The sequence below is a fragment of the Arthrobacter sp. Y3223065 genome (assembly GCF_059090885.1).
The window spans coordinates 130,816-150,501 of record NZ_JBNHGC010000003.1 but is presented as its reverse complement, the minus strand read 5'-3'; the positions used below and the strand labels follow the sequence as shown (position 1 = coordinate 150,501).

The window sequence follows — 19,686 nt, the reverse complement described above, 5'->3', positions numbered from 1 at the left end:
CGGCCCGGCACACCACCCCAACATGAAAGCGTGACGATGACACAGCCTCCCCCCGACGCCACCGCCGGTCCAGGCTTCCTGAACCCCGACCAGGGGGCCGGCACCCGGACCGTTCTGATCACCGGCGCCGCCGGCGGTCTGGGCCGCGCCTTCGCCCTGGGCTTCGCGTCCCGCGGGTACCGGGTGGCAGCGGCCGACACCAACCTGGCCGGTGCCGAAAAGACGGCCGCGCTGGTCCGCGAAACCGGCGCGGAGGCCGAGGCCTTCGAAGCCGACGTCACCGACGTGGCCTCCACCGAGGCCCTCGCCCGGCGGTGCGCCGACTTCGGGCAGGGGAGCATCGACGTCGTCCTCAACAACGCCGCCATCTACGCCACGGTGACCCGCACCCCGTTCGAGGAGATCGACCCGGCCGAATGGGACCTGGTGATGAACGTGAACCTTAAGGGCCCCTGGCTGGTGACCCGCGCCGCCAGCCCCTACCTGCCCGACGGCGCCCGCGTCATCAACCTCTCCTCCGCCACCATCTACTCCGGCTCGGAGCAGTGGCTGCACTACGTCGCCTCGAAGGGCGGCGTGGTGTCGATGACCCGGGTGCTGGCCAAGGAACTGGGCCGGCGCAACATCACCGTCAACGCGATCGCCCCCGGCTTCACGCTCACCGAGGCCAGCTACGGGCTGATGGAGAACGCCGAGAACTACGGGGTGGACCGCGGCGCGCTCAAGCGCGCCAGCCAGCCCGAGGACATCGTGGGCGCGGCGCTGTTCCTGGCCGGCCCGGACAGTTCCTACATCACCGGACAAACCATGGTGGTCGACGGCGGCCGCCAGTTCATCTGAACCACTGCAACCCGAAGGAGAACCATGCCTACGGTACATTTCACCGACGCTGAAGGCGCCGTCCGCGACGTCGAAGGCAACCCCGGCGACTCGGTCATGGAAACCGCGGTGCGCAACGGCGTGCCGGGCATCGTCGCCGAATGCGGCGGCTCGCTGTCCTGCGCCACCTGCCACGTGTTCGTCCGCGAGGACACCCTGGACCAGCTTCCGGAGATGGAAGACATGGAAGACGAAATGCTCTACGGAACGGCCGTGGACCGCCAGGAGAATTCGCGCCTGTCCTGCCAGCTCAAGCTCTGCGAGGGCCAGGACGTTTACGTCACTACTCCGGAAACGCAGATCTGATCATGGAAACCACAACCACAACGACGACGACGGCGGTCCCTGCCGAGGCAGCGGACGGCGCCGTGCAAACCGGGCTGCTGATCATCGGTGCCAGCCAGTCGGGCGTCCAGCTGGCCGTTTCACTGCGGGCGCTCGGCTTCACCGAGCACATCACGCTGCTGGGCGAGGAGAACCACCGGCCCTACCAGCGCCCGGCCCTGTCCAAGGAATTCCTGCAGGGCACGGTGGAAAGCGAATCGCTGATCTTCCGGTCCAACCAGTACTGGGAGGACCACAATGTGGCCCTGGTCAAGGGCGAGCGGATCGAGCGGATCGAGAAGGAAGCGGACGGCTCCGGGGTCGCCCACGCGGTCTCCGGGGCACAGTTCCCGTTCCGCCGGCTGGCGCTGACCGTTGGCGCCCGCGCCCGCAAGCTCCAGGTCCCCGGTGCCGAGCTGGACGGGGTGGTCTACCTGCGCAACGCCGACGACGCGCTGGCGCTGAAGGCCCAGCTCGAGGACGTGCGGGACGCGGTGGTGATCGGCGGCGGCTTCATCGGGCTGGAGGCTGCCTCCAGCCTGCACAAGATGGGCAAGAACGTCACCGTGCTCGAGTACGGGCCGCGGCTGATCGGCCGGGCCGTGGGCGAAGAAACCAGCGACTACTTCCTGACCGCGCACCGCGAACGGGGCCTCGACATCCGGTTGAATTCCCGCATCCGGGAACTGGTGCCGGCGGACGGCGGGGGCAGAGTGGGCGGCGTCGGACTCGAAGACGGCACCATGGTCGCCGCCCAGCTGGTGCTGGTGGGCATTGGCGTCGTGCCGAACACCGAGCTGGCCGAGCAGCTGGGCCTGGAGGTGGACAACGGCATTGTGGTCGACCGGCACGCGCTGGCCTCCGACGCAACCACGGTGGCGGTGGGCGACGTGGCCAACATGCCCAACCCGCTGCCCGGCTCACCGGAGGGCGAGCGGATCCGGCTGGAAAGCGTAAACAACGCGATCGAACACGCCAAGGTCGCCGCCTATTCGTTGATGGGCCGGCGGGAGGAGTACGCCGGGATCCCGTGGTTCTGGTCCAACCAGGCGGACCTGAAACTGCAGATTGCCGGCCTGACGCTGGGCTACGACCGGACCGTCGTCCGCCGCGACGACGAGCGCGGCAAGTTCTCCGTCCTCTACTACCGCGACGGCCGGATCATCGCCGCCGACTGCGTGAACGCCCCGCTGGACTTCATGGCGGTCAAAAACGCGCTGGCCAAGAGCCAGAACATTCCCGCGGACGCCGCGGCTGACCCCGCCGTCGTCCTCAAGACCATCGCGACGGACGACTGACCGCCCGCCGTGCGCGGCCGCACGACAAGGAGACCCACCCCATGAGCACCCCCGAGACACAGACCCCGGAGGCCAAAGGCAATGCCCCAGCGTGGGCTCCCGGCGGCCAACCCAACCCCGCCGACGATCCGCGCGCCGCTGCCTTCGCGGCCGCCTACCCGGTGAGGCCGCTGCCGGCCACGGGCGACATCGACACCGCGCCCATTTCCACCACCCCGGCGGCCGCCGCCGACCTGGACCCGATCTGGCAGGCCGTGGTGCAGGAGACCCGCACCCGCGCCAACGACATCCACCTGCCGATTTCACTGGCCTTCGCCGAGCGGCTGTGCCGGGCCTACCCGCAAGCCGACGCGGAACTGGTCCGGGTAGCGGTCCTGCTGCACGACACCGGCTGGGCGCACGTGGACGAGGAACGGATCCTTTCCGAGGGGTTCACCGGCGACTGGCGCAAGGCGGCCATCCGGTTCGAGCACGAAGCCGAGGGCTGCAAGGTGGCGCGCAGGGTGCTGCCCGGCCTCGGGTATTCGGAGGAGTTCATCGACCGCGTCTGCGACATCATCGACGGCCACGACACCCGCCACGTGCCGTACTCACTGGAGGACGCACTGGTCCGCGACTCTGACCGGCTGTGGCGGTTCGACCACGCCGGCATCGCGGTGGCAGCGTCCTGGTTCGGTATGACGCCGGCCGTCTACTCCGACCGGCTCGGCGCCGAGATCATTCCGGAACTGATCACCGAGGCCGCCCGTGCCATGGGAACGGCCGACCTGGAGCGTTCCAAGGCCCTGCTGAAGACAGGAGTCATCCGATGACCACCACCCCAGGCACCACAACCCCCGCACCCGGGGGAGCACCGGCGTCGTCCGCACGGCCTGCCGTCGCCGCGCGCGCCGCGTTGCACCTGCCCTACACGCACGTCGACGATGTCTTCGTCGACGGCGCGTGGGTTCCCGCCCGCGGCACCGGCCGCAACCCGGTGACCGACCCGGCTACCGGCGAGGTCTGGGGATCGGTGCCGGACGGCACCCCCGAAGACGTGGACGCCGCCGTGGCCGCGGCGCGGCGGGCCTTCGACTCCGGTCCGTGGCCGACGCTGGCGCCGTCCGAACGCGCGGCGTATCTGCTGCGGATTGCCGACGAGGTGGAGAAGCGGGCCGACGAGCTCTCGCTGACCAACACCCGCGAAAACGGCTCGCCGGTGTCCGAGTCCTCCCGTGCCGCCGGCAACGCTGCGGGAATCTTTCGATACTTCGCCACGCTGGCCGACTATCTGGAACATGAAGATGTGCGCCCGTTCCCGCACGGCGGCGGCGAATCAGTGGTGCGCCGGGATCCGGTGGGGGTGTGCGGGCTGATCGCGCCATGGAACTTCCCGATCAACCTCATGGTCATCAAGCTGGCGCCGGCGCTGCTGGCCGGCTGCACCGTGGTGATGAAACCGGCCTCGCCCACGCCGCTGTCCTTCCGCCTCATCGTCGACGCCGTGGCCGCCGCCGGAGTGCCGGCCGGCGTGGTCAACCTGGTCACCGGATCCGGCAGGCTCGGCGACACCCTGGTCAGGCATCCCGGCGTGGACAAGGTCGCCTTCACCGGTTCCACCCCGGTGGGACGCCGGATCGCCGCGGCCTGCGGCGAACTGCTGCGTCCCGTCACGCTGGAACTCGGCGGCAAGTCCAGCGCGGTGGTGCTCGAGGACGTCGACCTGGACGAGATGTCGAAGGTGCTGATCCGCTCCAGCATGCGCAACACGGGCCAGACCTGCTATATCTCCAGCCGCATCCTCGCCCCTGCCACGCGCTATGACCAGGTCGTGGACATGGTGACGGCGACCATCGCCGCCGGCGTCCAGGGCGACCCGCTGGACCCGGCCACCGATTTCGGCCCGTCCGCCACCGAGTCGCAGTACCGGACAGTGCTCGACCATCTGGAGGCGGCCAGGGCCGAGGGAGCCCGGGTCACCACCGGCGGGCGGGCCGCGCGGCTCGGCGGCGGGCTCGAGGGCGGTTACTTTGTGGAGCCCACCGTGTTTGCCGACGTGGCCCCGGACATGCGTATCGCCCGCGAGGAGGTCTTCGGACCGGCCCTGGCCGTGTTGAAGTATACGGACGTGGACGAAGCCGTGGCGCTCGCGAACAACACCGGGTTCGGCCTGGGCGGACTCGTGTTCGGCCAGGACCAGGATGCCGCGCTCGCCGTAGCCGACCGGATGGACACCGGCTCGGTGGGCATAAACTTCTTCGCCTCCAACCACTCCGCCCCGTTCGGTGGCAGGCACGACTCGGGCCTCGGCACCGAGTACGGGATTGAGGGACTCAACGCCTACGTCAGCTACAAGTCCATCCACCGCCGCTAGGACTGTCCGGCCAGCAGCCGGGCGTAGAAATCCAGGTGGTCCGCCGTCATGCGTGCCGCACTGAAGCGATCCTCCGCGGCGGCGCGGCAGGCGCTGCGGTCCAGCGAGGCCGCCCGCGGCAGCAGCTTCGCCAGCTCCCGGTGGTCTTCGGCCAGGTGCCCGGTGGCGCCCGGCTCGACGATTTCCGGGGCGGCTCCCCGCGGCGTGGCGACCACGGGGGTCCCGGCGGCCAGGGCCTCGATCATGACGAGGCCGAAAGGTTCGGCCCACTGGATAGGATTCAAGAGGGCCACCGCCTCGCCCAGCAACCGGTATTTGTCGCCGCCGGCGACTTCGCCGAGGAACTCCTCATCCGGCCCGAGCATGGGTTCGATGACGTCATGGAAATACCGCAGCTCCTCGGGCTCGCGCATCTTGGCGGCGATTTTCAGCGGCATCCCCGCCAAGCGGGAGATCCGGATGGCCTCGGCGACGCCCTTGTCCGGGCACATCCGGCCCAGGAAACAGGCGTAGCCACCCCGGCCCCCGCCCACCGGCACCGCGGCGGTATCGATGCCGTGGTGAATGACGGCGGCCACGTCGAGGCCGGTGCCGGCGACCTGCTGGTGGGAGATCGCGACGAGGGAGACATGCCGTGCGGCGGCGCGGTAGATACCGGTGAGCGGCGCGGTCAGCCCGGTGTGGATCGTCATGACCCCGGGAACCCCGGACGGCCGGTCCCTGTAGAACGGCCCCGCCAGGGTGTGGTCGTGGATGAGATCTACCTCGTGGAGCCCCTCATAGGCCCGGATGACGTGGTTGAGCTCCGACCAGCTCGTTCCGATGGCCTCCGGATCAGACGGCTCCATGCCGGGCACCAGGGGAACGGGGCATTTGCTGTCGGCAGCGGCGGCCAGCAGCACGTCGTGCCCCGCGTCCGCGAAGCCGCGGGCGAGGATGTCAACGACCTGTTCGATACCGCCGTAGCCGCATGGCGGAATCGGAAACCACGGTGGTGCGATCAGCCCGATACGCATCGTTGGCCTATTCTCCCGGAGGAGGTCCAGCGTACGACACGGCGACGCGGGTTGGCGAGGCGCATCCGCGACGCCCGCGGCCCTGCCCAGCGGCGGCGTGTCGGCAGCCGCGAGTGGCGCGGCCGCCAGAGCCGGCCAGAAGGCAGCTCATCTGTCGCCTGCGGAGCTTTCCGACCCTTCGGATTCCCGGCCGCCGAGCACCAGCAGTTCCGCCAGCGGAGACCGTGCGCCGTGACGCACCTTGACCCCGGGAGCCAGGCCCTCCACCGTGAAGGTTTTCTCTGTGGCGGCCAGGGACACCCGGGATTTCCCGAGCAGCAGGTTGTCCGCCCGGAACGAGCCGAAGGCTGCCGGAATCTCAGGAGCGAGCCACAGTTCGTCCGCCGGGAGGTACGGGTCCAGGCGAAGGAGCATGCGCATTAGATGGACCGGCGAGGCGGCGGCCCAGGCCTGCGGCGAACAGGACGTGGGGTAGGGCACCGGCACGTCGTATTCACCCCGATCGAAACCGCAGAACAGTTCGGGCAGCCGTCCGCCGAAGCAGACCGCCGCATCAAAGAGCCCGCCGGCCACCCTGCGGGCCTCCTCGACAAACCCGTAGCGCATCAGCCCGCTGGCGACCAGGGTGGTGTCATGGGGCCACACGGAGCCGTTGTGGTAGCTGACCGGGTTGTAGGCGCCCATGTCCGAAGCCAACGTCCGGATCCCCCAACCCGTGAACATCTCGGGGGACATCAGCCGGGCGGCCACCTGCGGTGCCTTGTCGTCGTCGACGATGCCCGACCACAGACAGTGCCCCATGTTGGAAGCACAGGCGTCCACCGGCCGCTTTTTCCCGTCCAGGGCCACGGCGTAGTACCCCAGGTCGGGGAGCCAAAAGCGCTCGTTAAACTCCTCTTTCAGCCTTTCCGCCCGGCGCCCCCACTCGGCGGCCAGGTCCTGATCACCGGCCGCGGCGGCCAGCAGACCGCGGCCAATGTAGGCGCTGTACACATACCCCTGCACCTCGCACAGGGCAATCGGCGGCTCGGCCATCCTGCCGTCGGCGAAGTTGATGCCGTCCCAGGAATCTTTCCATCCCTGGTTGAGCAGGCCATGGGGAACGGCACGGTTGTATTCCACGAAACCGTCACCGTCCCGGTCGCCGAAGTCACGGATCCAGTCCAGCGCCCGGTCCGCGTGCGGCAGCAGCGATTGGAGGACGTCCTGCTCCATCCCCCAGCGGTTCAGCTCGGACATCAGGATGACGAAGAGGGGAGTCGCGTCCGCGGTCCCGTAGTACGCCGCGTGGTCGCCGAGAACCACTCCGGCAGCCACGCCCAGGCGCACCTCGTGGAGAATCCGTCCGGGCTCCTCCTCGGTGTCGGGATTGATTTTGGTGCCCTGCCGTGCGGCGAGCGTCTGCAGCGTCCCGCGTGCCAGCGAGGGGTCGACGGGCAGCGCCATGTAGGCGGACAACAGCGAGTCCCGGCCGAAGAGCGCCATGAACCATGGGGCTCCGGCCGCAACCACGGCGCGCCCCGGATGGGCGGGGTCGAAGATCCGCAGCGCGCCGAGATCCTCGTGGCTTCGCCGCAGCACCGCCTCGATGTCGGCATTGGCTATGTCCAGCTGCGGCGTCGATTCACCCCAGGCCCGGTGGCGGCGTGCCGCTTCAAGGTCGGCGACGGACCCGGTGGCGGCGAACGGCTCCGCGGGCCGGTCCTGTTCCACCAGCGGGGTCACGATGACGCTCGTGGACCACTTCCCGCGCGCCGGGATGATTGCCTCGAAGTGGAGCACGTCCTCGTTCACCGCTGCGCCGCGCCCGTGCACGAGGATGCCGCGCCGGCGGCCGCGGCGAACGGCTTCGAGCTGCAGCTCATCACCGTGGACCTGCCGGACCAGCTGTGTTACAGGCGCCACCCGCCCGCCTTTCACGTCAAAGAGGTCGGCAAAATCTGCCTCCACCCGCAGCTCCAGCACGCACTTCGCCGGCAGGGCCGAGTGATTGGTCACCACAAGGTCCTCGCGCAGGCCGGCCCCGACCAGCCGTTCGCGTTCCACCACCAGCTGGGAGTCGGCGAGCCCGTCCGCGCGCCGGGCCCGCCCGACGAAGAGCGCACGGTACGGCTCCAAAACCCGGGAAAGCAGGGGCTCGAGGGGAAGCGCGTTGACGGTCAGGCACCAGCCGGACAAAATCCGGGTGTCCTGGTAGAAGGCGCCCTGCGTCAGGCCGGGATACATGTCGCCGCCGGCCGAGGAGATACAGAAGGACGAACCTTCCACCACCGTCACGGCGCCGCCGGCACCCATCGGCCCGGCCGCGGTATCGGCATTCCAGCCACTGTCGGACGGCGCCTGCTTCGGCGGGGCGCTTTCTTGTTCGGGGGATGCAGGGGTGATCGATTGCTTTTTCACAGTTGACTCTCTTGAACTGCGCACAGCGGAACCCTGGTGCTGAAACCGGCTGCTGAAGAGGCTGCTCTTGCAGCCCGCCTCCAGCGGTTTCTCTATATTTGATGTTCTGCCGGATTGGTACGTCAAGATGGCGGCTCCAGGATTCCCGTTCGCCGTGCCTTTTGGCACGTGGACCCGGACCATGTGCGTCACATCTCCCGCGCCGATCCTTGCTCCGAGCGTGCAATGGACGGCGGAACCTGTTGTGCTGGTGGGGGAGGAGGTCGAAAAGATGAAGAACTGGTTGCTCCTCGCGGGCGCGATTGTTTGTGAGGTGGTGGCCTCCCTGTCGTTGAAGGCAGCCTTGGAAGCGCCGGCGATGTACGCGGTGGTGGTCGTCGGCTACGTCACGTCGTTCGCGCTCCTCGCCGCCGTCCTGCGCGCGGGAGTGCCCGTCGGGGTCGCCTACGGGATCTGGGGCGCGCTCGGTGTCGCCCTCACGGCGGTCCTGGCGGCAGTCCTGTACCAGGAACCGCTGACGACCATGATGGTTGCCGGCATGGCGCTCGCCGTGGCCGGAGTGGTGCTCGTGCAATGGGGAGGGCACCGGGCCGCGGTGCGCCGGGCCGAGCAGGCGCGTACGTGACGGCCTGGGTCTTCCTCGCCATCGCGATCGTTGTGGAGGTAGCGGCGACCCTCTCGCTGCGGGCCAGCATCGACGGGCACAAAGCGTGGCTGGTGGCCGTGGTATCCGGCTACCTCGTCGCCTTTACCTGCCTGTCCTTCGCCCTGCGCCACGGGCTGGGAATCGGAATTGCCTACGGCATCTGGACCGCCTGCGGCGTTGCCCTGACGGCGCTGGCCGGCAAGTTCCTCTTCGACGAACCGCTCACCAAGCTGATGGCGGCCGGAATCGTGTGCATCGGCGCCGGCGTGCTTCTGATCGAACTGGGTTCGCCGTGACGCCTGCCCGCAACACGGAGACGTGCCGCTGACCGCCGGTTCGGCAGGCCCGGACGCAGCTAAAGTTGAGGGATGCCGTCCTTCCGCGCCCAGTTGAACATCACCGGACTGCGGCCCGGTCACCGGCCGGAAGCGGTGATGGAGGCAGCAACGGCAGCCGTCGGTTCCGCCCACGTGGTGGAAGCAAACCAGTTGGACGTGGTGGCCGGCGTCCCGCGGATCACGGTCCGCTTCACGGTGGACGCCAACGCTTACGCCGCGGAGAACCGCCAGGCCTTGCAGGCTGGAGCCAACATGCGCCACGCGGTTGAAGAAGTCGCCAGCACCGCCGGGCTGGCCGTACTGCGCCGCTCACGCGGCAAGTGGAATCCGGTCCGCTAAGGGGAACCGCCGCCGTGCCGGGTCAGTCCAGCGGTTCGCCCCGGCGGATCGCGAGGCGCTCGGCATGCCCCACCTGGAAGCGGCGGGACATGCCGCACACGAGCACGAAGAACAGGCCGAAGCCGGCCGCCATGGCCACCGGCGCGGATGGCGGATCACCCAGGAAACGGTCGTAGAGCAGCCAGCCCAGGCCCCAGCAGACTGCCAGCACCACCGCCATCCGACCGCGGCCGGTCATGGCCGCCACTGCTGCCGCAAAGGACACCGCCGCCACCGCCAGCACGGCCCAGGCCTCGGCGCCCCAGCCAAACAAATCGGCGCCGCGACCGGTCAGCCAGCCCGCGGCATTGACCGCCGCTGCCAGCAGCGTCCAGCCGGTGAACAGACCGATCGGAGCATCCGCCAGGAGGGCTTCCGCCGGCTCTCGGGCGGGATGGCGGGTCAGTCCGTAGACCGCCCGGCCGAGGGCTGCCAGCACCAGCAGGGTAAGGATCAGCGTCAGCCCCGTGTGTCCGGCCTGCGCGGCCACGACGCCGGCCGCATTCAGCAGCATCGCCGCCGCGACCGGCCACCCGGTGGCGCGTTGCCGCGCCGACTCGCGCACTGCCGGCCACCACTGGAAGATCGTGTAGCCGAAGAGACCCAGGTAGATCAGCGACCAGATCTCCTCTGCCCGGGCATCGAGCGACAGCAGGGTCACGTCGGGGGAGAGCGACCCGCCGGCCGCATCATGGACCGGAGTGCCGCCGAGCAGGCCCACGCTGCTGAAGCCTGCCAGCAGGCAAACTACCAAAGCGGCGGTCACCGCGCACTGGCGTGCCAGGTCGGTGGCCAGCACGGAACGAAGCTGCCGGGTCGGGGGCAGTGCGGCTTTCATCAAGGGTTCCAAGGCAGGAGCAGGTTTCACTCTGCTCCCAGATCGGCGGCGGGAGATGCGGCGGGGCGCGGGACCACGGCGTCGGCAGCGCCCCCGGCAGGCCGGTAGGCCCGCCGGCGGAGGCCAATAACGGCCGCGGTCACCGAAGCCACCAGGACGCCTACCCCTGTCCCGATCAGGATGTTGACCCAGAACGGGAAGGCGGACACGCTGCCCGCGAGGAAGCCCAGCCCGATCATCCAAGCGGCCCACAGCACTGAGCCGGCCGCCGACGCGAGCAGGAACGGCTTGAACGGTACGTCTGCCAGCCCGGAGGCCGCCACCGCCGCCGTGCGGCCGCCCGGGATGAAACGGGCCGCCACCACCGCGGCATAGGTGGAGGATTCGCCCGCTTTGCTCAGCGCCAGCGTCACGCCCCGGTCGATCATCCGGCCCCAGCTGTAACGGTTGAGCCAGGCGTTGACGCCCCGCTGGAAGAGCAGGAAGAGCAGGAGGTCGCCCAGCCAACTGCCCAGCACTGCGGCCAGCACCACCAGCGGCAGGATCAGCTCGCCGTTGGCCAGCAGGGTGCCACCGCCGATCACCATCACTTCCGACGGAGATGCCGGCATCGCGGCGTCGAGAACGACCAGCAGCAGCGTCATGGGGTAGTACACCCACTGCAGCGGCCCCTCGGGAATCTCCATCCGCCCAATCTATCGGGAATTCAGGCCCGGTGGCAGACTGGAAAAGATGGAAATCCGCATCCTTGAAGGGGACATCACCCAACGCCAGGTGGACGCCATAGTGAACGCCGCCAACTCCAGCCTGCTGGGCGGCGGGGGAGTGGACGGCGCCATCCACGCCGCCGCGGGACCGCAGCTACTGGAAGCCTGCCGCCGGCTGCGCGCCACCGAACTGCCGGACGGGCTGCCGCCGGGCCACGCGGCGGCCACCGAGGGCTACTTCCTGCCCGCCAAGTGGGTGATCCACACCGTGGGGCCCAACCGCCGCGCCGGCCAGACCGACCCGGAGACGCTGGCCAGTTGCTTCCGGGAATCCCTCCGCGTGGCCGATGAGCTGCGGGCTGAAACGCTGGCGTTCCCGGCGATCGGTGCCGGCGTCTATGGCTGGGATGCGGAGACGGTCGCCCGGCGTGGCATCGGCGAGGTTCTAAAGTACGACGGCGGCGGGATCCGGGTGGTCGAATTTGTCCTGTTCTCTGCTGGGCTGGCCGAGACCTTCCGCACCGTCCACGCGGAACTGGGCGCTTAGCCTTTATCGCGAAGGCCGTAGTAGCGGCGCAGCCACAGCGAGAGACCGTCCAGGCCCGGGAAGAGCACGCGTTCATTGACGTTCGCCTGGTCGAGGTGGTCCCGGATGCGCCACTTGAGCGTGCCCGGGATGATGACCTTGCGGTAGATGCCGGGGTGGCGCTCCAGCCATTCGTCCAGGCCCGCCGATGAATCCGACATGGTGGAAAAGATGGCCGCCTGGTTCACGATCCGCTCGTCCAGCGACGGCGGTTCGAAGAACAAGGGCACGCTTCGCCCGTCCGCGTCCGTGAAACGGTCGAACTCATCCAGGGTGAAGGCCGCCCGGGAGAGGACGTCGGTGGTGAACAGGCCGCCGCCCAATGACTCGACCGCCGCGCGCAGTTCCTCGGGCAGCGTGCGGTGGGCCGCCGCATAGTCGACGCACCAGATGGCGCCGTCCTCGTCATATCTGCTGGTGTCCCGGGTGGCGAAGTGCAACGCCACATAGGGCGAATGCGACCAGTCCAGCAGGCGGGTCGGCAGGCCATGATGCTGGGCCACGCTGAGCCAATTCCAGTCCGAGTCCCCGGGTGAGGTGTCCCGGTGGGCGTACTTGCGGAAGTTGCGCAGGATATGCCGTTCCACGGCGGTTTCGGACTCCCCGCGCAGCCGGACCAGCCCGGTGGAAAGCTCCCGGGCGGCGGAGGTGTGGCCGCGGTAGGCAACCGTCGGCCTGAACTTCCCCTGGGAGGACTGCCAGCGGCTTTCAGTCAGGGCGGCGATCAGGCCAAACAGGTCGTCGCCGTCCGCGTGGACGACGGACTCCTGTCCGCCTCCCGCAGGCGCAGGGCCGTTTGCGGCCATCAGGACGGTCCGCGTTCGATGGCCTGCTGCACGGCGGAAGCAATGCCGCCCGCGAACGGCTCCCCGTGGCCGGGCAGGGCGATGCGTGCATCCGTCTGTGCCAGGGCTTGGAGCGACTGCAGTGCTTGCCGGGTGTCGGCGGTGGCCGCGGCAGATACTATGTGCGGGCCGCGGGCGCCGGTATAAGGATCGAGTGTGACCAGTGCGTCGCCGGTGATCAAGGCTCCGCGCTCCGGGAAGTGCAGGGCACAGTGCCCGGCGGTATGTCCGGGAGTCGGCACGACGGTGGGTGAGCCGGGCAAGGTTGCGGCAGCACCGTCGTCGAGCGTCCGCAGGTCCGTGACACCCTTGACAATGAGCGCACCGGCGGCGGTCATGCGGCTCAGGATCGGAATGCACCGGGGATATTTGACCGGGTAGAGCAGGCGGCTTTTCTCGTGCTTGTACCGGTACGGGTGGGCGGCGATGTAGTAGTCGCCGGGATGGCAGTACACCGGGACGTCGAGGTCATGCTGCAGCCGGGCGGCGAACCCCACGTGGTCGAAATGGGCGTGCGTCAGCACCAGGGAACTGATGTCGCGGGGCGAACGGCCCAACTCCCGGATGGCTGCCACGGTCATCTTCCACATCGCCGGCAGTCCGGCGTCGACCAGCATGATCCCGTCGCCGTCCTCCACGATGTAAAGGTTCACATCGGCATGGGCGACGCGGTGGAGGTTTTCGGCGACGTTGCGCTGGAACATGTTTTCCTCTCGGAGAGCGAGGATCCCCGCGGCGTTACGGCCGCGGGGATGCGTGGCCTGCTATTCCTTGCGGAGCTTGTCCTGGACTGCCCCGGCGGTCTTTTCAACCAGGTTCGGAACCTCGGTGGTCCCGTAGAAGCGGGTGTCCGGGTGGCTCGGCTTGGGCATCGGGGCGCTGGTGGTGGCCGAGTCGTGGTAGGTGAACTCGCCCTTGCCGTCGGGGGAAGGTCCGCTGGCCCAGGAGCCTTCCGCCGCCGCGGCGCCGTCGGAGAAGTTCTGGTACTGGTAGGCCACGTCCCGGTTCTCTTTCGACAGCGGGAAGTTGCTCGGCACCGGCAGGGTCTCGGAGCCCTCCTCCTGGAGTTCGCGAGCCGCGGCGATCCACTGGTTCTGGTGCATGGTGTCCCGGGCGAGGAGGAAGGAAAGCAGATCGCGAACGCCGTGGTCGTCGGTCATGTGGTAGAGGCGGGCCACCTGCAGCCGGCCCTGCATCTCCGCGTTGGCGTTGGAGGTGAAATCCGCGAGCAAGTTGCCGCTGGCGGTGATGTAGCTTCCGGACCAGGGGTTTCCGTTGCTGTCCACCGGCCGGGCGCCCGCGCCCGCGACGATGGCGTGCTGGACGTCCGTCCCACCCACCACGGCGGCGATCGTCGGATCTGACTGGACCGCTTCGTCGGTGATGCCAAGCGGGGATTTTTCCAGCAGCTGCGCGATCATCTTGGCCAGCATTTCCACGTGGCCGAACTCCTCCGCGGCGATGCCGAAGAGCAGGTCCTTGTACTTGCCCGGGATGTGGATGTTCCAGGCCTGGAAGCTGTACTGCAGGGCGACGGTGATTTCACCGTACTGCCCGCCCAGGACCTCCTGCAGTTTCCTGGCGTAGACGGCGTCCGGCTGGTTTGGTTCGGCCTTGTACTGGAGCTCTTGTTTATGGAAGAACATGTGCGGTGACCTCCGCGAGAAGGGCCCGCCGCCGATACTGCCAACTCATCGGTCTGGGTTGGCCCACGTGCGGGCCGGATGCCTCCCACGCTAGGCACGCGGGATTTAATAAGCAAGCTTAGTGACCGGCCTTGGGGTGCCCCGACCCCGATTGGGAATAGTCCTCCGGCGGCCGGCGGGTTGCGGCGCCAAGGCATGGTTTTCCAGTGTCCCGTGCGGCACAATTGCCCCAGATCCACTGCCCCGGGTTCACTGCGACGGCGAGAGGTATCCCCTATGCGCGCGGCAGGTCTGGCCATCGCCCACGGCGTGTTCAATGCGGCCTTCGGGGTGTGGCCGCTGCTGCACTACCGCAGCTTCGAAGCGGTCACCGGGCCGAAAGCGGAGCCCTGGCTGGTCAAGACCGTGGGCGGCCTGATGGTGGCGGCGGGGCATGCACAGATCAGGGGTGCTCGGACTGCCGACGGCGTAGCCGCTGCCCGGCGGATCGGCATGGGCTCGGCTGCCACCTTTGCAGCCGTCGATGTGTTCACCGCGGTGCCCGGGCGCATCAGCAGGATCTATCTTTTCGACGCCGTGGTCGAAGTCGGTTGGCTCGCCGCTTGGGCGCTTTCCGGGCGCTCCGGTAACCGGCCACCGCCAGCCCGGCCAGCCCGGCCAGTCCGCCGGCCAGTACTCGGGCACTTCCCGAACGCCATTTCCCGCTGACCCTGTTCGACGGCGGATCCGGGGCGAAGACCGTCCCTGCCGACGGTGCTACGCCCTTCCCCCGAAGCGCCAAGGTGTCCATGAGCGGCCCCGACACGCGGTCGTGCAGGCCCGGGAACCAGTGCTGGAACGGAATGAACGCGTGCTGGAGCCGGCCGACCACCACCTGGCGACGGGGCTTGAAGGCCATCCGGGTGATGACCCGGGCCACCCGGTAGGGGCTGACGACCGGCGGTAGGGGGTGGACCCTGCGCCCGGTGTAGTTCGCCGCATGCTGGAAGATCGGAGTGTCGACGGTGGCGGGCAGCACGGTGCACACGTGGATGTCCTTCTCGTCCAATAGTTCCTGCCGCAGCGCGTTGGCCAGCCCCAGCAGTCCCGACTTGCTGGCCACGTACGCGGACACGTAGGGCGTGCTGATCTTGGAGTAGACCGAGCCGACGAGGATCAGGACTCCATGCCGCTGCCGGCGGAATTGCGGCAGCACGGCCCGGATGCTGCCGGCCTGGCCCAGCAGATTCGTCTCGACCATCTTCCTAAAGACGTCGGCCGGCGTTTGTTCGAACGTGCCGTAGCCATACACGGAGGCCGCTCCGATCCACACGTCGATCCGCCCGAACCGGTCCAACGCAGCCTGGACCAGCCTCTCGGGGCCGCCCTCCTCCGTGATGTCGGTGGGCACCGCGATCGCCTGTGCACCCACCCGCGCGCAGTCAGCTGCCACTTCGTCCAGGCTGGAGGCGCTGCGCGCGGCGAGCACCAGGGCCGCTCCGCGCTTGGCCAGGCTCCGGGCCGTGGCCCTGCCGATTCCGCTGGAGGCTCCGGTGATCACGGTGACCGGGCCGCGGGCCCGGCCGCGGGGCGATTGTTCTGCCAAGGCTCCTCCTCAACTGGTCCTCCATCGGAGGTGGCATCAGCGTAGACCGCGGCACCCGGCCTGGCTAGGAGCCGTAGCGTGCAACCGGGGCTACCCGACCTTCCAGGCAACCGGCCGGGCCGGAACCGCGCGGTCGGCAATGAGCTGCCGAACGTGGCCGCTTCGGCCACCCGAGCCAAGACGGACGAAATTCGGCTGCAGCCCGACTGTGGGGCTTAACTAGTAAGCAAGCTTATTGTAGAGTGAATTGATCAGGGTCCATATCGAACGGCGCCGAGGCACGCACCTGCCGTGGCGTCAGATGGGAAGATCGCCATGGCACGAGAAGGCAACATCCAGGCCCGAAGCACCGCAAGGGCTCCGATCCAGACGGCGGCGCTTGTTTTTGGTGCCGTTCTTGTTTTGGTGGGAATACTGGGATTCATCCCTGGCGTCACCTCGAACTATGGCCAAATGGCATTCGCCGGCCATCAGTCCGAAGCAATGCTGCTGGGTGTGTTCCAGGTCTCGATTCTGCACAACTTCGTCCATCTGTTGTATGGCATCGCAGGTATCGTCTTGGCCCGAAGTGTCCCGACTGCCCGGAACTACTTCATCTGGGGCGGCGCGATCTATCTGGTCATCTGGCTGTACGGCCTGTTCATCGACCAGAACAGCGCAGCCAACTTCGTGCCGGTGAACACGGCCGCCAACTGGCTCCATCTGGTTTTGGGCGTGGTCATGATTGCCCTGGGCTTGCTGCTCGACCGCCGGCGGGACACCAGCGCACGCGGGACCGCTGCCGGCCGCGCCTGATGGCGCCGTAGGCCGTGGCCGACTAGGCCCGTGTGGACGCTCAGGCGCCGCTGGCGTAACTCGCGCCGGCGGCACTTGGCGCTGCCCACTCGGACAGTTCCAGTTGGCTGTGGTACTCCACCGGGCGGCCGCTGATCGGGTCGGTGAAGGAGATGCCGCGGGCCAGCAACTGCAGGGGACGTTCGAAGTCGTCAGGAGCCTGGTCCAGCAGCACCGGGTAGAACGGGTCGTGCAGGATCCCGATACCCAACGACGCCATGTGCACGCGCAGTTGGTGGGTCTTCCCCGTGTGGGGTTCCAGTTTGTAGCGGCCCAGCCGTCCGCGCCGTTCCAGCAGCTGGATCCGGGTCTCGGCGTTGGGTTCTCCATCGACGACCTCGGCCAGCAGGTAGGTGCGGGACTTGACCATGCGGTTGCGCACCGTATGGGGGAACTGCAGCCGCGGATCCACCGGTGCTACGGCCTCGTACTCCTTGTGCACCTGGCGCTTTTCGAACAGCACCTGGTATCTGCCGCGGGTCGCCGGGTTGGTGGAGAACAGCAGGACACCGGCAGTGAGCCGGTCCAGCCGGTGCATGGGAATCAGATCCGGAAGGTTTAGCCGGCGGCGGAGCCGGACCAGCGCTGACTCCTGGATGTAGGTGCCGCCGGGGGTGGTGGGAAGGAAATGGGGCTTGTCCACCACCAGGATGTTCTCGTCCTGGTGGAGAATGCTGATCTCGACCGGCAGCCGCTTCTCCCGGGGCAAGGTCCGGTAGTACCAGATGAAAGTGTGGGCATCGAGCGGGGTGGTCCGGTCAAGCACCGCTCCGCCTTCGCCGACGATCTCGCCGCGGTCGAACCGGTCCCTGATGCCGTCCGGATCCACATGGCCCCACCGATGCAGCATGTAGTCCAGCGCCGTGTCCCAGGGCCCCTCCCCGGGCAGGCGCAGGCGGGTGGCGTTGACGCCGTCGCGCACCGGTAGCGGGGATTCCATCACCCATCAAGGGTACCGGTTGGCCGCCACCCGGAACCGCAACGCTCAGGGGCAGCCGGTGACCTGGTAGAGCTTTGCTTCACCTTCGGAGTCCACCAGCTCGAATCCGTTGGCCTCGGTCAGCTCCTGCAGGCCCGGCACCGAGGTTGTCTCGCCGGGATGCACCGAGTGGTTTCCGAAGTCCAGCACGAACTGCACGTTCTGCGCCTCGACGGCCGCGCAGACCGCCGGATCCGTCCGCATCTCGTCCAGCTTGTCCATGATGAGCTTGCCGTCCACCCGCGGCGAAGTGGTACCCGACGGGACCAACGCGGGACGTCCGGTGTAGGCGTAGGACAGCGAGGCTCCGGTCAGCGGGTCGCCAGCGATCACCGCGTCTTCCGGAACGCTGTCAGGAATCCGGTTGATCAGCGTCAGCTCGTCGGTGGTGAGCAAGTGGGAGCTGTCCGTAAAGCGGTACTTGGCGGCGGCTTCGGAAATGCCCCGCTGCACGGCAAACAGCGGTACCACTGCCAGGCTGACGACCACCAGCACAGCGGTGGCGGCCGGCCGGAACCACGCCGGCTGCTTCTTCTCGCGACGGGCCAGCGAGGCCCGGAAGAAGGACCGGGCAGTCCCCGCCAGCGCGACGCCGCCGATGGCCGCGATCAGCAGTCCGGCCACCGGAAGCATGGCGCTGATGCGGAAGAAGTCGTTGTACCAGATGCCGGTCACCCACCAGCGCAGGCCGGGCATCTGGTGCCAGTTGCCGATCACGTAGAGTGCGGCGGCAACCGCGTACATTGCCAGCGCGAAGCGGTTTTTGCGCAGGTTGAAGACGACCGCTGCGCCCACGATCGTCAGGACCGTCGCCAGGATGGCGATGGGGCGCTCGAGCGGCGAATGCAGCACGACGTCGCCCAGGGCCGCGGCGGCGTTGCCCAGGTTGTCCCAGTTGGTGCTGCTGCTGCGGGCGGGCCGGAGCGAAATCCAGAGCCCGACCAGCACCACGAGGTAGGCGACGGTGCCCGCCAAGGCGCGCCGCCGCCGTCGTTGTTCTCCGGAGCGCAGCGCCGGGTGGGCGGCCGCGAAAACCGGCGGCACCGAGAGCGCCAGCAGCCCCATGATGGTGGCGGGATGGGACAACGCCATGCCCGGCAACAGCCCGATCAGCAGCAGCACGTTGCCTTCCGTTGACACCCGCGTGTGCACGCCCACCCGGAGCAGTTGAAGCACCACTCCCAGGGCGGCCGGAAGCATGGCGATGGAGAGCATGAAGGGATAGACGACGCCGAACTCCAGCAGCAGGTAAGGGAAGCTGCTGTAGGCGAGCGAGAGCACCGCGGCGACCAGCAGGGGCATGGTGCGTTCACCGGTGATGCGGCTGACCAGGAACAGGCAGCCGCTGCTCCAGATGCCGGTGATCAGCACCAGGTTGGTGATGTTGATGGCGGCCGCGGGCTGCAGCCCGGCGGTGATCATCACCAGGGAGACCACATCGTGCCAGCCCGCGGGGTAGAAGGTGCCCCGGTCGGTGGTGCCCAGGTAGCCCAGCGTCAGCGAGGAGGCGTTGCCCGAGTCGGAGATGTAGCGCAGCGCGTTGAGGTGGAAGATGTTGTCGTGCGACTGCGCGATGTTGTCCGGGGCGCCGAAGATCCAGATCATGGCTGCCGCCAGCGGCACCGCCGACACGGCCCAGGCTTGCACGACCGATCGCCAGGGCGCCGGAAGGTCCGGTGCTTCCGGATCGCGGTGCAGGCGGTGTCCAACGCTGCGGCGGAGCAGCCAGAGTATGACGGCCACCAGCACGGTCACGGCCAGCAGTTGCGGCCAGGCCCAATCCAGCCCGAGCAGGCGGCCAAGCTCGGCGGCGACCACGATGGCGGTGACGCCGAACGGGCCGGCCAGTGCGACCAGGGATAACCGGCGCAGGCCGAGCACTGCACCCCAGAGCAGGCCGGGTCCGAAGACGAGGACGATGGCCAGCAGCGCGGCCGGAATCGTCTGCAGCCAGCTCATGGGCCCCCTTCGTCGGTTATCGTCACCATATTACGGTTTGTGCTGCCCGACCGCCGTCGGGGCAGGCCTGCGGGA

20 protein-coding genes are annotated in these 19,686 nt (G+C 68.4%); 10 read left to right on the top strand and 10 right to left on the bottom strand.

Translation table 11 applies throughout. The annotated features are described in order from the left end of the window. The first annotated feature begins 36 nt into the window (after positions 1 to 36). The 5 genes from AC5RUK_RS09315 to AC5RUK_RS09295 are packed head-to-tail and all read left to right on the top strand — an operon-like array spanning position 37 to position 4,854. Entirely contained in the window at positions 37 to 840 is an 804-nt protein-coding gene (locus AC5RUK_RS09315) for an SDR family NAD(P)-dependent oxidoreductase (protein ID WP_493988917.1), read from the top strand. Positions 841 to 864: 24 nt separating this feature from the next. Beyond that, positions 865 to 1,185 (top strand): 2Fe-2S iron-sulfur cluster-binding protein, encoded by a 321-nt coding sequence (locus tag AC5RUK_RS09310; RefSeq protein ID WP_493988775.1) that lies wholly within the window; start codon positions 865 to 867, stop codon positions 1,183 to 1,185. Positions 1,186 to 1,187: 2 nt separating this feature from the next. After that, positions 1,188 to 2,501: an NAD(P)/FAD-dependent oxidoreductase gene (locus AC5RUK_RS09305; RefSeq protein WP_494151985.1), complete on the top strand. Its 1,314-nt coding sequence runs from the start codon at positions 1,188 to 1,190 to the stop codon at positions 2,499 to 2,501. Positions 2,502 to 2,542: 41 nt separating this feature from the next. After that, on the top strand, positions 2,543 to 3,313 hold the full coding sequence (locus AC5RUK_RS09300) for an HD domain-containing protein (RefSeq protein ID WP_494106722.1): 771 nt from the start codon (positions 2,543 to 2,545) through the stop codon (positions 3,311 to 3,313). After that, on the top strand, positions 3,310 to 4,854 hold the full coding sequence (locus AC5RUK_RS09295; RefSeq protein ID WP_494151984.1) for an aldehyde dehydrogenase family protein: 1,545 nt from the start codon (positions 3,310 to 3,312) through the stop codon (positions 4,852 to 4,854). Before AC5RUK_RS09300 ends, AC5RUK_RS09295 begins: the two co-directional genes overlap by 4 nt. Here AC5RUK_RS09295 and AC5RUK_RS09290 read toward each other — a convergent pair. Together AC5RUK_RS09290 and AC5RUK_RS09285 are read right to left on the bottom strand one after the other, a co-directional pair. Continuing rightward, positions 4,851 to 5,870 (bottom strand): glycosyltransferase family 4 protein, encoded by a 1,020-nt coding sequence (locus tag AC5RUK_RS09290; protein ID WP_494151983.1) that lies wholly within the window; start codon positions 5,868 to 5,870, stop codon positions 4,851 to 4,853. The two genes, AC5RUK_RS09295 and AC5RUK_RS09290, sit on opposite strands and share 4 nt — an antisense overlap. Before the next feature lie 147 nt (positions 5,871 to 6,017). Next, on the bottom strand, positions 6,018 to 8,165 hold the full coding sequence (locus AC5RUK_RS09285; RefSeq protein WP_494152270.1) for an amylo-alpha-1,6-glucosidase: 2,148 nt from the start codon (positions 8,163 to 8,165) through the stop codon (positions 6,018 to 6,020). A 376-nt stretch (positions 8,166 to 8,541) separates the two neighbouring features. Between AC5RUK_RS09285 and AC5RUK_RS09280 the strand changes: the two genes are divergently transcribed. The 3 genes from AC5RUK_RS09280 (at position 8,542) to AC5RUK_RS09270 (ending at position 9,593) form a co-directional block, all read left to right on the top strand. Next, positions 8,542 to 8,895 (top strand): DMT family transporter, encoded by a 354-nt coding sequence (locus tag AC5RUK_RS09280; RefSeq protein ID WP_493988780.1) that lies wholly within the window; start codon positions 8,542 to 8,544, stop codon positions 8,893 to 8,895. Then, a complete protein-coding gene (locus tag AC5RUK_RS09275; protein WP_493988781.1) occupies positions 8,892 to 9,212 on the top strand; it encodes a DMT family transporter in 321 nt (106 codons plus the stop codon). Before AC5RUK_RS09280 ends, AC5RUK_RS09275 begins: the two co-directional genes overlap by 4 nt. Before the next feature lie 72 nt (positions 9,213 to 9,284). Further along, positions 9,285 to 9,593, top strand: coding sequence for a hypothetical protein (locus AC5RUK_RS09270; protein ID WP_494151982.1), 309 nt, complete (start codon positions 9,285 to 9,287; stop codon positions 9,591 to 9,593). Between the two features lie 22 nt (positions 9,594 to 9,615). On the opposite strand, the gene AC5RUK_RS09265 is transcribed toward AC5RUK_RS09270, so the two are convergent. Both AC5RUK_RS09265 and AC5RUK_RS09260 read right to left on the bottom strand, forming a co-directional pair. Continuing rightward, on the bottom strand, positions 9,616 to 10,470 hold the full coding sequence (locus tag AC5RUK_RS09265) for a TspO-related membrane protein (RefSeq protein ID WP_494151981.1): 855 nt from the start codon (positions 10,468 to 10,470) through the stop codon (positions 9,616 to 9,618). Between the two features lie 26 nt (positions 10,471 to 10,496). Continuing rightward, on the bottom strand, positions 10,497 to 11,156 hold the full coding sequence (locus AC5RUK_RS09260) for a DedA family protein (protein WP_493988784.1): 660 nt from the start codon (positions 11,154 to 11,156) through the stop codon (positions 10,497 to 10,499). Between the two features lie 46 nt (positions 11,157 to 11,202). On the opposite strand from AC5RUK_RS09260, the gene AC5RUK_RS09255 reads away from it, so the two are divergent. Next, positions 11,203 to 11,724: an O-acetyl-ADP-ribose deacetylase gene (locus AC5RUK_RS09255; RefSeq protein WP_494151980.1), complete on the top strand. Its 522-nt coding sequence runs from the start codon at positions 11,203 to 11,205 to the stop codon at positions 11,722 to 11,724. Here the strand turns inward: AC5RUK_RS09255 and AC5RUK_RS09250 are convergent. From AC5RUK_RS09250 to AC5RUK_RS09235, 4 genes are all read right to left on the bottom strand, one after another. Next, positions 11,721 to 12,569 carry an FRG domain-containing protein gene (locus AC5RUK_RS09250; RefSeq protein ID WP_494151979.1) on the bottom strand — a complete coding sequence of 283 codons (849 nt, stop codon included), beginning with the start codon at positions 12,567 to 12,569 and terminating at the stop codon, positions 11,721 to 11,723. The genes AC5RUK_RS09255 and AC5RUK_RS09250 overlap by 4 nt on opposite strands. After that, positions 12,569 to 13,312, bottom strand: coding sequence for an MBL fold metallo-hydrolase (locus AC5RUK_RS09245; protein ID WP_494151978.1), 744 nt, complete (start codon positions 13,310 to 13,312; stop codon positions 12,569 to 12,571). The genes AC5RUK_RS09250 and AC5RUK_RS09245 overlap by 1 nt, the downstream gene beginning before the upstream one ends. Positions 13,313 to 13,372: 60 nt before the next feature. Beyond that, positions 13,373 to 14,254 carry a manganese catalase gene (locus AC5RUK_RS09240; RefSeq protein ID WP_494151977.1) on the bottom strand — a complete coding sequence of 294 codons (882 nt, stop codon included), beginning with the start codon at positions 14,252 to 14,254 and terminating at the stop codon, positions 13,373 to 13,375. A gap of 550 nt (positions 14,255 to 14,804) precedes the next feature. Next, positions 14,805 to 15,839 (bottom strand): SDR family NAD(P)-dependent oxidoreductase, encoded by a 1,035-nt coding sequence (locus AC5RUK_RS09235; protein ID WP_494151976.1) that lies wholly within the window; start codon positions 15,837 to 15,839, stop codon positions 14,805 to 14,807. Between the two features lie 315 nt (positions 15,840 to 16,154). On the opposite strand from AC5RUK_RS09235, the gene AC5RUK_RS09230 reads away from it, so the two are divergent. Continuing rightward, the gene (locus tag AC5RUK_RS09230; RefSeq protein WP_493988790.1) at positions 16,155 to 16,634 is read left to right on the top strand and encodes a DUF4383 domain-containing protein; all 480 of its coding nucleotides are present in this window, start codon (positions 16,155 to 16,157) and stop codon (positions 16,632 to 16,634) included. A 40-nt stretch (positions 16,635 to 16,674) separates the two neighbouring features. Here AC5RUK_RS09230 and AC5RUK_RS09225 read toward each other — a convergent pair whose 3' ends face one another. Further along, a complete protein-coding gene (locus tag AC5RUK_RS09225) occupies positions 16,675 to 17,613 on the bottom strand; it encodes an RluA family pseudouridine synthase (protein ID WP_494152269.1) in 939 nt (312 codons plus the stop codon). A 45-nt stretch (positions 17,614 to 17,658) separates the two neighbouring features. Then, complete coding sequence (locus AC5RUK_RS09220; RefSeq protein ID WP_494151975.1) at positions 17,659 to 19,611, bottom strand: DUF6541 family protein; 1,953 nt, start codon at positions 19,609 to 19,611, stop codon at positions 17,659 to 17,661. Positions 19,612 to 19,686: the final 75 nt, after the last annotated feature.

Coding starts and splice junctions, on each gene's coding strand:
- AC5RUK_RS09315 (WP_493988917.1), top strand. CDS start 37: ATGACACAGCCTCCCCCCGACGCCACCGCCGGTCCAGGCTTCCTGAAC.
- AC5RUK_RS09310 (WP_493988775.1), top strand. CDS start 865: ATGCCTACGGTACATTTCACCGACGCTGAAGGCGCCGTCCGCGACGTC.
- AC5RUK_RS09305 (WP_494151985.1), top strand. CDS start 1,188: ATGGAAACCACAACCACAACGACGACGACGGCGGTCCCTGCCGAGGCA.
- AC5RUK_RS09300 (WP_494106722.1), top strand. CDS start 2,543: ATGAGCACCCCCGAGACACAGACCCCGGAGGCCAAAGGCAATGCCCCA.
- AC5RUK_RS09295 (WP_494151984.1), top strand. CDS start 3,310: ATGACCACCACCCCAGGCACCACAACCCCCGCACCCGGGGGAGCACCG.
- AC5RUK_RS09290 (WP_494151983.1), bottom strand. CDS start 5,870: ATGCGTATCGGGCTGATCGCACCACCGTGGTTTCCGATTCCGCCATGC.
- AC5RUK_RS09285 (WP_494152270.1), bottom strand. CDS start 8,165: ATGGGTGCCGGCGGCGCCGTGACGGTGGTGGAAGGTTCGTCCTTCTGT.
- AC5RUK_RS09280 (WP_493988780.1), top strand. CDS start 8,542: ATGAAGAACTGGTTGCTCCTCGCGGGCGCGATTGTTTGTGAGGTGGTG.
- AC5RUK_RS09270 (WP_494151982.1), top strand. CDS start 9,285: ATGCCGTCCTTCCGCGCCCAGTTGAACATCACCGGACTGCGGCCCGGT.
- AC5RUK_RS09265 (WP_494151981.1), bottom strand. CDS start 10,470: ATGAAAGCCGCACTGCCCCCGACCCGGCAGCTTCGTTCCGTGCTGGCC.
- AC5RUK_RS09260 (WP_493988784.1), bottom strand. CDS start 11,156: ATGGAGATTCCCGAGGGGCCGCTGCAGTGGGTGTACTACCCCATGACG.
- AC5RUK_RS09255 (WP_494151980.1), top strand. CDS start 11,203: ATGGAAATCCGCATCCTTGAAGGGGACATCACCCAACGCCAGGTGGAC.
- AC5RUK_RS09250 (WP_494151979.1), bottom strand. CDS start 12,569: ATGGCCGCAAACGGCCCTGCGCCTGCGGGAGGCGGACAGGAGTCCGTC.
- AC5RUK_RS09245 (WP_494151978.1), bottom strand. CDS start 13,312: ATGTTCCAGCGCAACGTCGCCGAAAACCTCCACCGCGTCGCCCATGCC.
- AC5RUK_RS09240 (WP_494151977.1), bottom strand. CDS start 14,254: ATGTTCTTCCATAAACAAGAGCTCCAGTACAAGGCCGAACCAAACCAG.
- AC5RUK_RS09230 (WP_493988790.1), top strand. CDS start 16,155: ATGGCACGAGAAGGCAACATCCAGGCCCGAAGCACCGCAAGGGCTCCG.
- AC5RUK_RS09225 (WP_494152269.1), bottom strand. CDS start 17,613: ATGGAATCCCCGCTACCGGTGCGCGACGGCGTCAACGCCACCCGCCTG.
- AC5RUK_RS09220 (WP_494151975.1), bottom strand. CDS start 19,611: ATGAGCTGGCTGCAGACGATTCCGGCCGCGCTGCTGGCCATCGTCCTC.